Below are 12,777 nucleotides of genomic sequence, written 5' to 3'. Positions count from 1 at the left end.
GCCTTCGTTTGCTCGACGGTTAAGCTCGGCGTGGATGAACACACCACGTCCCTATGCCGACCTGGCTATCGACCAACTTGAAAAGCTGGTCACCGATATCTCCGGGTCTCATCCCATCAATGATCAGATCCTGGCTGAGCTGGGGCATCGCAATACCCAACGCGCGCTCCGCCTGCGCGGCAGGCTGGAAAAGATGCGTGGCGATTCCAACGCGTCGGCAGAAGCTCAGATAGCGAAGCAGCAGCCGACACCAGCAAACCTATCACCATCGCGTGCGGCCAGCTCGCCTAGACGTCCCGTGTCGCCGCCTCCCAGAAGCACCGATCCGAACGATCCGCAAAACATATTACGGGCCTGGACGGTGTTGGAAGTCTTGTCACCGGCATCCTTCAAGACCCCGGCTGATCTAGCAGCCGGCGATGGTCGCCGTGTCGCCCGTTTTGAAAACGGGCTGCCGTGGGCAGATGGGACGGCCAAATCTCCTCACAACACGCGACTCTTTTTCCAGATAGTGCTTGGCTCGTTGGCCATGCAGCCTGCCATGGAGCAACTGCTTCAGCGCTTCGCCGACAATCGTCCCGAGCGACCAAGTGCGCGTGGTGAAACACCCCTCGCGGTCGTAATCGTCGATCGCGAAGGCCGACCAATTCCGGATAACTGTGCTGTGATATCCAGCTTTGCATGGGGTCTGCCGCTTGCCCTGACGGACGACCCGGCAACGCTTAGCGAATGGCAGGCCATAGGCGAGGGTTTACAAGAAACGCTGCATGATCGGCTGTTTCGTGAAGGTCCGGACGGCAGGCCCAAGCCTCTAGACATGGCCGCCATCACAGATGCCCATCACTGGCTGGTCGACGAGCTTGGCGTCGATCGGACCATGGTCCGCCCACCAGTCTTTGCCGTGCGCAGCCTGGTGGCTTTCAAATCAAAAAATCCACCCGAGCCGTTGCTGCTTAACAGCTTCTTTCTCAAGGATTTGCACGCCGCCACTCTGCTGTTCCGCGACAAACAGGCTCCACCGGCACTCCAGCGGTTCATAGGAGCGCTGGCACCCTCATCACGCCGCGATCTGCTGAACGACGAGACGGCGATCGAGCACGCAGTCGCACCTGCACGATTCCCGACCGCACGCTGGCCTGGCCCCGGCCGACATCCGCTGGTTTTGATGCAACAGGCAGCCGTCAACCTAGCCATCGAGCAGGGCAGTGGTGAAATCTTGGCGGTCAACGGCCCGCCTGGCACCGGTAAGACGACGTTGCTGCGTGACGTTGTCGCCGCTCTCGTCACCCAGCGTGCAAGCGCCATGGCTGCGCTAGACGATCCGGAAAAAGCATTCTCGTCGTCTGGCCATAAGCTGCAAGCCGGCAACGGCTGGCTCCAGCTTTATCGCATCGACAAGAGCCTCAAGGGGTTCGAGATGCTGATTGCATCGTCGAACAACAAGGCTGTCGAAAATGTCAGTGCCGAGCTGCCGGCGCTGGGAGCGGTAGCCGATGATGCGCCCGACCTACGGTATTTCAAGCCGCTTGCTGACGGGCTGCTCGGAGCCGAAAGCTGGGGCGCCATAGCCGCGGTGCTCGGCAACGGTGCCAACCGGGCCGCCTTCAAAGATAGTTTCTGGTGGGACCCGGATACCGGTCTGTTCAACTATTTGAAGGCAGTCGACGGACGTAAGCCGGAGGTTGAACAAGCTGACGGCAGCAAGCGCCCACCGATCATCGTCACTGAACTTGATCCGCCAGTCGAACGACGTGAAGCCCTGCGCCGCTGGCAGGCTGCCCGCACCCGCTTCCGCCTGTTGGAGAAGCAGGTCACCGAGACCACGGCAGCCGTAGAAGCCTTCCGTCAGCGTTGGCGTCACCTTCCGGCCGTCGAGCGATCGTTCAACGCTGCACGCGATCATGCCATAGGCCGACCAGGCTGGGTGCAGCAGCTTTTTCGGCTAGCCAGTTACCGCCGCTGGAAAGCCGAGCATTTACCGCTATCCTCAGCACTGGCCGCAGACGCCGCGGCAGCATCTGATGCCGGCGTAATCTCAAAGCCGTTGGCTGGATTGGTCGCGTCCTCCCCATGGCTTGGGTTCGGCGGCGCGTCCCGTGCTGCGAGCATTGAGCAGAGCTTACGTCCGCTGCTGGAGCAGCTTCGGCATGATCGGGCGGCACGTCAGGCTCCGATTATCGACGACGCCTTTTTCGATCAGGCAAACGAGCAGCGCCAGCCGACCGCGCCATGGCTCACCGCTGAAGAGCACCGTCAGCGTGATGCGCTGTTCCAGGCGGCGTTGGACCTGCATCGCGCCTTCATCGACGCCGCCGCGAAACCGCTGCGCCACAACCTCAACGTCATGTTGCAAATGCTCGACGGCAAAGGCTTCGCAGACCAAACCAAGGACGTGATGATCCCGGACCTGTGGTCCAGCCTGTTTCTCGTTGTGCCGGCGGTATCGACCACCTTCGCCTCGGTCGGCACAATGCTCGCACGTGTTCCGGCAGAAGCATTGGGCTGGCTACTCGTCGACGAAGCCGGCCAAGCCGCGCCGCAGCAGGCCGTCGGTGCGATCATGCGCGCCAACCGGGCTATTGTGGTCGGTGATCCTGTTCAGGTGCAACCCGTCGTTCTCCTGCCCGATCGGCTGACTGCGGCGATCTGTCAGACGTTCAATGTCGACCCTCAGCGCTTCGGCGCACCTACTGCCTCGGTGCAGACACTCGCCGATGATGCGACGGCATGGTTTGCCGAGTTTCCGGCTCGGATCGGTAGTCGAACAGTCGGCGTGCCGCTGCTGGTGCATCGCCGATGTTCGTCTCCCATGTTCGATATTGCAAATCGGATCGCCTACGAGAACCTGATGGTGCAGGCCAAAACCGAGCGAGCGTCGGCTATTCGCGACCTTATCGGACCATCCCGCTGGATCGATGTGATCGGATCAGGCGAGGACAAATGGTGCCTGCGGGAGGGACAGGAAGCACTGGCGATGATCGAACGGATCGTCAGCACCGGTATCAAGCCCGACCTCTATATCGTGACGCCGTTCGTGATTGTCGCAAATGGCCTGCGACGGCTGTTTCGCGACAGCCCCTTACTCGCCCATGCCATTCCTGAGCTTGATCGTTGGACCCGCACCCACATCGGCACGATCCACACCGTGCAGGGCCGCGAAGCTGAGGCTGTGATCTTTGTTCTCGGCGCTCCGAACGAGGACCAGCCGGGCGCTCGTGCCTGGGCCGGCAAGGATCCCAATCTCCTCAACGTCGCCGTCACGCGGGCAAAGGAAGCGGTTTACGTCATTGGCAACAAGGCACTGTGGCAATCGGCTGGGGTGTTTGCAGATCTCAACTCGGTAATGTCGAGGTACTGATGACAGGATCAAATTTCGGCATACCGCGTCCGATCAGCACCGGGGTTCCGGCCGAACAACCAGTCCTGCTGACCCACGCTGCCAGCACTTTTCTCGATGCCCATGCGCGCATCGTGGCCGCAAGCAAGGTGATCAAAGCAAAGATAGACAAACGCGAGACGCGGATGGTGGCCGTGCCCGGCCTTATTGCCCTGGCGACCCTGCTGTATTGCGTATTCCACGGCTACATCGTGTCAGGTTTTATTCTGGCGGCGATCGTCGGATTTGGAGCACTCTGCCTGGCAGGCATGGTCTCGGCGGTCATCGGCAAGCCGACCGATCCGACGCCTGCGCAGTTGATTGCCATTGGCGTCGAGGAGGTGAAGCGCTTCGTCCCACTCATGAACCGGGGACGCTACCAATGGGTTCGTCGCGACTATGATTTCGTCGGCGTGTTCCCCGATACGGGGTTCATCTATTATTTCGGTCCGACAACCCGCTGGCAGCATCTGCTGATGGCCGGCCGCCAGACCGTCCGCCAGGTCCGGGTCAACATAACGACAAAAACCAGCCAGACATCCACCAGCACGACCGAGCACGGCCGGCGCTATGCCGTGGCACCCACCCGCAACGTCGCGGTGCTGTCCAAAGGCAAATCGACCACCACGCACCAGACATCGACTACCACGCACACCAGCCATGTGCTGGAGATTCAGTATCAGGCGGAGCAAGGGGCGGCGCCGGCCTGGTTGTCGGTGAACTTTGGCGAAGACGGGCGACTGGCCGAGGATTGGCGGCTGATGATCGCTCAGACAGCCGGGCTGACCTAGTTCCAAGCTACCATCCCGGTTGGACGACTGCCCTGATGCTGGCCGGCTGACCGACGGCAAGGTCATCTCCTGCCACCTCCGTCTACCGTTCAGCTTCGCCCCGTTACAAAGCCGGGCAGACTTCGCTGACGGAGAAACGATGATGAGAAAGAACGTGGCCGGCATGCTCGTGCCGGTGTTGGGACTTGCCGGCCTTGGTGCTTGCGCAACGACCGGGACCACCGAGCCCGGACGGAAGGTCTGCCGCCCCGCCGATGCCGCAGCCCTGGTCGGCAAGGCCGCTCCCGACGATGCTGCCATCCACCAGGCGACCGGAAGCTCGATCGTTCGGCGTATTGCCCCCGGTGATGCAACCACGAAGGACTTCCGCGAAGAACGCGTCACGGTCACGATCACCGAAGGTCAGGTGGTTGCCGCATCCTGTGGCTAAGCATGGCCGATTGGTGAGAATGGCAGTAATCGTTCCGATCATACCGTTTCTCGCCGGCTGCGCTTCTACCCGCCCGGTGGAAGGGCCGGTACGCCTGGGGCAGATGACGGCCGTCAACGGTCCTCGGGTTCGAGCGGATCGCGTGATCGAGGACAGCCGCTGCCCGGCCGACGTGCTGTGTATCCAGGCGGACCGTTTGATCGTGCAGGTGACCGTGTTCGGAGGCGGGTGGTCGAGACAGTTCGATCTTCAGCCCGGCGTGCCCGTCCATGTCGCGGACGGCAATCTGACGCTGATCGAAGCAACTCCGCTCCCGCGCACGACACGACCTCGAACCAGGATGCGATCGTACCGCTTCACCTTCAATTTTCAGGGCGGGTTGTGACAACAGGCGTACGGCAAGAGCAGCTAGCCTGCTACCGATGCCGGCCGGACGTACTTCGCTGATCTGCCGGTGCATAGCAGACCAAAAAAAGGGCCGGTCGGGCCGGCCCTGAAGTTTTTAGGAGAGGATGCCTGAAAGGCACGACGATGGTGTGCCGACTGCCCTCACCACGCAAGCAGTTTTTGTGCGCCGCAGCAGAAATTAGCTAGCTGGTCGCGCTATTGCAGATGAATAGGCCGCGCTACCTTGCCGTGCCGCAGCAGCCACCTTCGACCGTTCGGCCTGATCCGCCAGCTCCTCCCAGCGTCTTGCCGCATGGAGAGCCCTGTCGCGAACATTCGGCAATATCGTACCGTCAGCGATCTGACGTTCGGCCGTGGCACGCTCGCGGTACAATCTCGCTTCGTCTGCCATTTCCAAAGCCGTCCCTTGATCCACCATAGCTGTTTGACAGGGACATTCGGACTATTCGCTCCGTTGATCACTCCCGATCCTGAGTGGCAAACTATCTAATCTCCTCGATCTTTACGATCGTCGGAATCGAAGACCCACCATGTGCGGTCGCTTCCTGTCCCAATGCCGCGTCACGCGCACCCTCTTCGGTGGCGTGATGGACCTCGAAAACCTTCTCGATCGGCTTTCCCATCGGGAAGAGGCAGCTCACTGTCACCTTCCAAAGCCTGTCCGTCATCGTGCCTTCTCCCTTGACGCCTGATCCTGCCTGCCGCTTGCAGTCGGAGTATCGAGCCCAGACAGGGTAGGCCACTGGAGCCTCAAAAGGCCGCGTCGGGCGCGTCGGCGGCCCGCGGTCAGCGTCTTGAATAGGCACATGAACAAACGGCGGAAGTCGGGAAGCCGATCAGTCGCCTTGAACGTCGGATTATGGGTCACTCCGGAAGCGCGAACTTGCGGATGCGATACCGGCGGCGACGCGATTTCGATGAGGACGTCGGCTTTGAGGCAGGGTCTCGAGGACCAAATAGCGCCAGAAGGCGCGAGCAGTCTGGGGTCGCAAGGGCGATGGTGCCTGTCCGGTAAGGGCTGATGGCCACTTCGCGCATACAAGGCGGCAATCGCGTGATCCAGTCGCTGTGCAGCCGGCTGGGGGGGCGCTTGGTCTTGCCCGATCGAACCGGCGTGAATGGTCGCGCGGGATACGGGATTTCCGGCCCCGATCCGCGATGGGCGCGACCCGCAGCGGTCGCATCTTGCATGGCCACACATGCTGCCAGCACACGCTGCACGGCAGGGGTATCGCCTGCCTCCCGGGACGCTCGAAGCGCACGCAGATGTGGATCGGCACACCGCGCCTTTCGCCTGGCGGCGGCTCTTGTGGCTGCGCTGTCGAGGGCGACATCGATATAGAAATCAGGATCGTCCTGCCAGCGGGCGAAGGCGGCCGCGAGCGTCGGTGGCACGGCATCGAGCATGACCTTCGGGCGCACCGCTCCGCCATCGATCGAGACGAGGCGGCGGTTCACTCTGGCCGTGCCATCGGCAACGGCGGCCAGGCATTCGACCCGCTCCTCCTGCTGCTCGCGCCAGCGGACGATCAGGTCGTGCTGGACGCCCGGATGGAGCAGGCGGACGAGGTCGGCATCACTGAGGCGCAGCACCTGCCGCAGGTCCGGGACGATGAGATCCTTCATACGGTCGAGGATGGGCGGGGGCGCCCCGGCGGGCGCGAGTGCCTCGCGGAACCGAGTATCACCTGCGGCCCAGCCGTCGCGGGCCTCGGCCGCGCTGCGATGGCCGTATCGCCCCGGCTCGTACCGCCACATTCCGTGTGCCAGTTCGTCGGGCCAGGCGGTGCCCGGATCGTAGGTCCGTTCGAACAGATTGGTTACCTGACGCTGCACCGCGGGGTGCTGCATATAGACGGAGAAGCGGTCACGGAACGCCTGATCGCCGCCAGCGATGACCGGCGCGCGCCGCTTGCCTCCCTTGTCCAGTTGCCAGCGCAGCAGCGTCGGATCATCGCGGATGGCCAGCAGGAAGGCGGCGTATTCCGGCGTCGGTTCGCGGGTGTCGCCGCGCTGGAAGAGGTGCTGGTCGAGCAGGGTGCGACGCCGTTCCGCCAAGGCATCGCGCTCCTTTTTCTGCGCGGTGCGCAGCTGCAATAGCATCAATGCATCGTCGATCCCGGATGCGTTAGCAGGCGGTTCGACCGCAGCGGGCAGGGTGGCCTTCGGTACTGCGAGGCGAATGGTCGGACGAGGTGCCGGAGCTATAGGCATGCTCGCTGTCGGTGGTCCGTTTGAACCGTCGCTTCTGCCGGCCACGCAGGCCGTTTTCGCGCATCAGTCGGGCTGTGCGCCGGCGACCGATGGCAAAGCCGTCATCCTGCAGCTCGCGCGTCATGCGCGGACTGCCGTAGGTGCCGTTCGACAGCGCGAACGCCGAGCGGACATGCGCCAGCATCACCATGTCGTAGCGTTGCCGCCGGCTGGCTGGCCGATCCTTCCAAGCGAAATAGCCGCTCTGGCTGACACCGAGCACCTGGCAGAGGCGGTGTACCGGGAAATCCTTCTTAGCCTGATCGACAAGCGCAAACCTCATCGACTTTCCTCCCGGGCAAAAAAGCGGTTGCCCGCTTCAGTATGTCGCGTTCCTGCCGGAGGATCTCGTTCTCCCGCCGAAGGCGCTTCAATTCAACGGCCATGTCTGCCTGCGGCGCTGCGTCGGGTATCTCCGCCAGACGATCCCGGCTGCGGCTGATCCAGCGAACCAGCGTCGATAGCCCAACCCCCTCCGCTATCTCGCGCTGCGTGCGTCCGCTGGTCGCCACCAGCCGCACCGCCTAGTCCTCAAAATCCTTCGTAAACCGTCGCTGCTTCGTCATCGAGTTCGCCTTTCGCGCAACGAGCCTGTCCGGCACGACAAGTGCCGCTACCGCCGCTGCAACCGCATCGAGATCTTGTTCGGCCGCCTCAAGGACTGGCGCTGCGTCACTACCTGCTACGACCGCTGCCCTACCGTCTTCTTCTATGCGATCGCCCTCGCCGCTACCGTCATCTTCTGGCTGTGATCAACGAGTCCTGACCCTACGACGCGGACGACCAGCTTGACCGGTGCAAAGCAAATCTTGCAATTCCTATCGGCTCGATAGGGTATAGCTAGCTGACGGAGGCTCATGATGTCGCTCGAAGCTGCAGCTGTTACCGGCGGAGTTTTCCCCGTATCGTCCGCCACGAGCGACGAGACCAGCGATCGTGCCATGGCGACGTCGGCCGTCGATGGCGCGGTTCAAACGCTGCGTACGGTCCGCCTCGAATGGCGCGCCCGGCGGGAAGAGGGGCGTGATACCGCGAGCTTTCCTTCGCGCAGCCAGCTTGCCGGCGTCGTCGAACTGCTCGCCGGCGCGCTCTATCCACGCCGGCTGGGCCGCTTTCGCGGCAGCGATCGCGAGGAAGACGCGTTTGTCGCCGCCAAGCTGATCGCCGCCCTCGCCGCCCTCGAACGCGAAACCGCTGTGGAGTTCGGCTACTGGCAGGGCGAGGCGGCGGGGTCGTTCGATGCGGATCAGGCGACAAATGTGGTCCGCCTGTTCGCCACCACGCTGGGTGAGGTACGCCGGTTGATCGACAGCGACGTGGAGGCAGCGTTCCTCGGCGATCCGGCTGCGCGCAGCGTCGACGAGATCCTGGTCTGCTATCCCGGCGCGATCGCCAGCCTGCACTACCGCATCGCCCACCAGCTCGACCGGCTGGGGGTGCCCATCGTCGCCCGGATCATTTCCGAACTCGCCAACGAACGCACCGGCATCGACATTCATCCGGGTGCAACGATCGGCGACAGCTTCTTCATCGACCATGGCACCGGGGTGGTGATCGGCGAGACCGCGATCATCGGCAACCGCGTGCGATTGTATCAGCACGTCACGCTCGGCGCCAGGCCGCTGGGTGCGGCTCAGCACAGCGTGCTTGGGCGCCATGCCCGGCATCCGATTGTCGGCGACGACGTGGTCCTCTACGCCGGGGCAACGATCCTGGGCCGGGTACGGATCGGCGATCGGGCGACCATCGGCGGCAACGTGTGGCTGCTGACGGACGTGGCGCCCGATGCGGTCGTCGCGCAGCCGGAGGCACGATTGCTGGCGGCAGCAGCCGGCATCGCGCCGGATGACAGGCTGTGATCGCGTCGCGCCGCCCGGTGATCGGGGTGTTGTGCTGCAACGAAGTGGCGTCCCGCCCGGTACAGGTGGTGGCGAGCCGTTTCGTCGATCCGTTATCGGCGCTGGCCGGGGCGGCCGTACTGCTCGTGCCGGCGATCAGTGGCGCGGCCGACGTGCCACTGCTCGCCGACCTCCTCGATGGGTTGTTGCTCACCGGCTCGCGTTCGCATGTCGCCCCGCGCCGCTACGGCGATAGGGCGGGGCACGCCCATCACCTCGACGAGGAACGCGACGAGGTGGCGCTTGCGCTCGCCGATCGCATGATTGAGGCGGCCAAGCCGGTGTTCGGCATCTGCCGTGGGCTTCAGGAGATCAACGTACTGTTCGGCGGCACGCTGTCGGCCAATCCATACCGTGAGCGCCACCATGCCGGCGCGTGGGATGGCGATTATGCGCAATTGTTCGATCACTGCCACGACGTTTCCCTCAGCGCTGGCGGGAGGCTGTCGGCGGCGACCGGCGTGCGGCGCCTGACGGTCAATTCGGTCCACGAGCAGGGTATCGACCGGCTGGGCGGCGGTTTGGCGGTCGAAGCGATTGCCAGCGACGATGGGCTGGTGGAGGCGATTTCCGCCCGACCGTGCGGTGCGCCCGTGCTGGCGGTGCAATGGCACCCGGAATGGAACGCAGGCCAGTCGGTAGGCGGTCGCGCCTTTTTCGCACTGGTCCGGGAGGCGTTGCACGACGCGGTAGCCCGCCGGCCGGTTGGCGGTAGAACCACGGGTGCGTTGCACCACGCCCCTCGTCGCGGGCCGAGCGCGAGACAGTTGCGGGGGCATTAGCTGACGATGGATAGATTGACCGCTGTGGCGCGAGGGGATTGCCGTTGTCGCGTCGGCAACAGCGGCGTTTGCGATCGCATTAGGGATGTCTAGGCGCGATGGGCCACCCCACGTGCTGGGGTCCTCCTCACCCAAGCTTTCAAAGTACGCAAGGTGAAGCTCCCTGGCGTAACCTTCGGCCCGGCGAGCGATCGTCGGGCCGCCTTTTATGGGCGTGGGATCGTGACGTCTCACGAGGCGGGGCAGCAAAGGTCCATCGTTCAGACCGTATTGTCGGCGTACAACCGGGCTAAGTTCAGCCCTTGAGGCCCAGCGTACGCAATTGAACCTGCACCATTGCCACCGGACGGCCGAGCAGAAACGCGATCTCGGCAACCGAATGACCTTTCCACATCATCGCTCGCAGGCGACGATTGGCAGCCTCGCTCCAGCGCAAGGCTGCGGGGCAATCCGGCAGCAAGGTCAGGACGGGTATGCGGGAGGCGGTCATCACGCCGCACCCGCGTTGCTGGCGGGCAGTCCGTTCGCCAGGACCGTTCGTGCGGCGCTAGGCGTCAAGCTGGTGCCGTTCCGATCGTATCCGGCCGCCAGTACGCGCTCCAGCAGGTCCTGCCCTTCTTGCCACAAACCGATGCCGCTGGCCGCGTTAAGGTGGCCATAGCTGCCGACGTCGATCAAGTGGCTGCCCCAGCTCGATGCCAGATTGCGCGCCGCCAGCGGTGTTGCCCAAGGGTCATCGCTCGATGCAACGACGATCGAAGGGAAAGGAAGGATCGCGCGCGGGCTGGGGGCGAACCCACGAAGCTCCTCGCGGACGGTGGGCTGGTCGACATCAGGGGGCGCCACTAACAACGCCCCGGCGACCGGCCAGCCCCATGGTTGCGGTGACAGCGTCGCCCACCACGCCACCGCCAGGCAACCCAGGCTGTGCGCCGCGAGCACAACTGGCGCCTGCGCCCGGCGGATCGCTTCGTCGAGCCTCGTCACCCAGCTGTTACGTTTAGGGCGGTCCCACATGCCAAGGTCTGCACGCACCGTGTCCGATCTCGACTGTTCCCAAAGCGTCTGCCAATGCGCAGATCCTGACCCGCCGAGACCAGGTACGGTCAATACCACTGGGTTGCCGGCGAGGTGCGAAGTAAAGGTGTCCATCGTGCGCCTCCGATGCCAGGAGCGCGGTCGATCGGCGCTTGTGCCTGAAGCCGATCAACCGCCTTCCTCAACAGGACGGTAATCCTATCGATCTGGTAGACAATCAATTTGCGGTAAAGCGACGTTTTCGCGCGCTATCGGGGCAACAGGTGAAGGGGGCCGCGCCGGCACATCGCCATCGTATGCATCGACGCCTCGTGGCTGTGCCTTGCCATTGGGCTCCACCACGGTCCGAAGCTTGACGGATGTCGGGTTCAGGAAGCTGACGAGGCCACGGGAACGGCCGTCTTCGCCCTGACCCACTACCCCTCCGCATTGTTGCGCCGCTGATCCGTCGTTTCGTCGATGAGGCTCAAGGTGATCTCATGATCGGCAGGCTGCAAGATGTTTGCCGCCTCGTGATCCTCACGAGACGGAAGAAGCGGGTTATCGCGCCGATGCTCCTCGGTCGATTCAACTATCTTGGCGATCTTCGGTTCACTCATCATTACTATGTGCAATTTAAGCTGCGCTTGATGCCCAGCCGATTGCTCGGCTCCCGCTGAGATGAGCAGATGGCGGCTTTCGGCGCCCAGGAATCGGTCCTGAGTGACCGACTATGGGTCTCATCAGCAGCGGAACTAGGCTACCAGATTGGCAGGCAAGATCAGCGTGGCGCATGTGCCGTCTCGCTGCTCAAGACGAAAATGGCCTCCCTGTCCCTGCGCCAGGCTGGTCGCGATCTTCAGTCCTAGGCTGGTCTGCTCGGGATCAAACCCGGGCGGCAGACCCCTGCCGTCGTCGTGCACGGTGATGGCGAGATCGCGGCGTCCGGCTGCAGGCGCAGGCGTTCGTTGCCGGAAAGCGTCAGGGTCAGGTTGGTTCTTCCGCTGGCGTCCAGTACGTCGCGGCACAGCGCGCCGAGAAAAGGCACGAGTGGCTGGGCCGCCCCGGATGGATCGTAAAGCTGGCGGCTGATCCGCCCGATGAGGTTGAGCCGGTTAGCCGCCTCGTCCAGTGCCGCCCTCGCTTCAGCGTCATCGAGCCGTCGCTTCTGGACGGTCAGCAAGCCAGCCGCGACCTGGAGGTTGTTGGATACGCGATGCTGAAGTTCGCGGAACAACAGCTCGCGCGTGACGGCGAGCGACCGGCTCAACTCGCGCTCGCCGGCGAGCTGCCGGTTGGCGGCCTGCATCCAGTGCACCAGCGCCAGGTCGGTACCAGCGACGAACACGTAGAAGCCGAGCGCGAAGCCGGCGCCTTGGGTCAGCACGAAGCCGCGGGCCGGGGGTATGAACCAGTACCAGGCGAGCAACCCGCAGAGGATAGAGGCCACGCTGCCGAGACGCACCCCGAACAAGAACGAGGTGACGATCACGGCCGGGAAGAAGGTGACGTACGGAAAGCCGGACGGCAGCAACGGGTCGACGGCCGCGCGTAGCGCCCAAGCGACCGCTACGATCACGAGGGTAGCGAGCGTGCCGAGAACCGGGCGGTCGCGAGCGACGGGAAGCCGCTCGATCCAGCGGCGGCGCCTGTGAGTAGCAGGTTGGATCGGAACTTCCATCATAGCAGAGGCGGTACGACCGTCAGCTCGATCCGTCACGCGGCATCCAGGGTGCAATCGAGCTTGCCAGCTTTATAAATGCCGTGATCATACCAGGCGCGCCGAGTGAAGCCGCCGCTCGACAGTGCCGGCTCTTTTTGG

General features: G+C 63.6%; 12 protein-coding genes and 2 pseudogenes. 7 read left to right on the top strand and 7 right to left on the bottom strand.

Going from position 1 to position 12,777, the window contains the following annotated elements; genetic code table 11:
* Window positions 1-34 precede the first annotated feature (34 nt).
* The 4 genes from BMX37_RS17330 (at window position 35) to BMX37_RS17315 (ending at window position 4,982) form a co-directional block, all read left to right on the top strand.
* Complete coding sequence (locus BMX37_RS17330) at window positions 35-3,358, top strand: DEAD/DEAH box helicase (RefSeq protein ID WP_093667036.1); 3,324 nt, start codon at window positions 35-37, stop codon at window positions 3,356-3,358.
* Window positions 3,358-4,167: a hypothetical protein gene (locus BMX37_RS17325; protein ID WP_093667035.1), complete on the top strand. Its 810-nt coding sequence runs from the start codon at window positions 3,358-3,360 to the stop codon at window positions 4,165-4,167. Before BMX37_RS17330 ends, BMX37_RS17325 begins: the two co-directional genes overlap by 1 nt.
* A gap of 139 nt (window positions 4,168-4,306) precedes the next feature.
* Window positions 4,307-4,597 (top strand): I78 family peptidase inhibitor, encoded by a 291-nt coding sequence (locus BMX37_RS17320; RefSeq protein WP_093667034.1) that lies wholly within the window; start codon window positions 4,307-4,309, stop codon window positions 4,595-4,597.
* 19 nt (window positions 4,598-4,616) lie between these two features.
* The gene (locus tag BMX37_RS17315; RefSeq protein WP_093667033.1) at window positions 4,617-4,982 is read left to right on the top strand and encodes a hypothetical protein; all 366 of its coding nucleotides are present in this window, start codon (window positions 4,617-4,619) and stop codon (window positions 4,980-4,982) included.
* 887 nt (window positions 4,983-5,869) lie between these two features.
* On the opposite strand, the gene BMX37_RS17305 is transcribed toward BMX37_RS17315, so the two are convergent.
* Entirely contained in the window at window positions 5,870-7,108 is a 1,239-nt protein-coding gene (locus BMX37_RS17305; protein ID WP_093667031.1) for a hypothetical protein, read from the bottom strand.
* Window positions 7,109-7,211: 103 nt separating this feature from the next.
* Window positions 7,212-7,779 (bottom strand): annotated as a pseudogene (locus tag BMX37_RS19235) (IS3 family transposase); the annotation flags it as partial.
* Window positions 7,780-7,851: 72 nt separating this feature from the next.
* Between BMX37_RS19235 and BMX37_RS17295 the strand changes: the two are divergent.
* The 3 genes and pseudogenes from BMX37_RS17295 to BMX37_RS17285 form a co-directional block, all read left to right on the top strand.
* Window positions 7,852-8,010, top strand: a pseudogene (locus BMX37_RS17295) (IS5/IS1182 family transposase); the annotation flags it as partial.
* Window positions 8,011-8,199: 189 nt separating this feature from the next.
* Window positions 8,200-9,117: a serine O-acetyltransferase EpsC gene (gene epsC, locus BMX37_RS17290; protein ID WP_093667029.1), complete on the top strand. Its 918-nt coding sequence runs from the start codon at window positions 8,200-8,202 to the stop codon at window positions 9,115-9,117.
* Complete coding sequence (locus BMX37_RS17285; protein ID WP_244501665.1) at window positions 9,114-9,938, top strand: gamma-glutamyl-gamma-aminobutyrate hydrolase family protein; 825 nt, start codon at window positions 9,114-9,116, stop codon at window positions 9,936-9,938. Before epsC ends, BMX37_RS17285 begins: the two co-directional genes overlap by 4 nt.
* Before the next feature lie 295 nt (window positions 9,939-10,233).
* On the opposite strand, the gene BMX37_RS18590 is transcribed toward BMX37_RS17285, so the two are convergent.
* From BMX37_RS18590 to BMX37_RS17270, 5 genes are all read right to left on the bottom strand, one after another.
* A complete protein-coding gene (locus tag BMX37_RS18590) occupies window positions 10,234-10,431 on the bottom strand; it encodes a hypothetical protein (RefSeq protein WP_139198147.1) in 198 nt (65 codons plus the stop codon).
* Window positions 10,428-11,090: an RBBP9/YdeN family alpha/beta hydrolase gene (locus BMX37_RS17280; protein WP_093667028.1), complete on the bottom strand. Its 663-nt coding sequence runs from the start codon at window positions 11,088-11,090 to the stop codon at window positions 10,428-10,430. Before BMX37_RS17280 ends, BMX37_RS18590 begins: the two co-directional genes overlap by 4 nt.
* A gap of 302 nt (window positions 11,091-11,392) precedes the next feature.
* On the bottom strand, window positions 11,393-11,578 hold the full coding sequence (locus tag BMX37_RS17275) for a hypothetical protein (protein ID WP_093667027.1): 186 nt from the start codon (window positions 11,576-11,578) through the stop codon (window positions 11,393-11,395).
* Between the two features lie 132 nt (window positions 11,579-11,710).
* Window positions 11,711-11,878 (bottom strand): hypothetical protein, encoded by a 168-nt coding sequence (locus tag BMX37_RS19380; RefSeq protein WP_342027882.1) that lies wholly within the window; start codon window positions 11,876-11,878, stop codon window positions 11,711-11,713.
* Window positions 11,821-12,639 (bottom strand): histidine kinase dimerization/phosphoacceptor domain -containing protein, encoded by an 819-nt coding sequence (locus BMX37_RS17270; RefSeq protein ID WP_244501664.1) that lies wholly within the window; start codon window positions 12,637-12,639, stop codon window positions 11,821-11,823. Before BMX37_RS17270 ends, BMX37_RS19380 begins: the two co-directional genes overlap by 58 nt.
* Window positions 12,640-12,777 lie beyond the last annotated feature (138 nt).

The sequence above is a fragment of the Sphingomonas gellani genome, from assembly GCF_900110035.1.
GTDB lineage: Bacteria > Pseudomonadota > Alphaproteobacteria > Sphingomonadales > Sphingomonadaceae > Sphingomonas > Sphingomonas gellani.
Note: the sequence above shows the minus strand (reverse complement) of the source record. Positions and strands in the feature narration are given on the sequence as shown.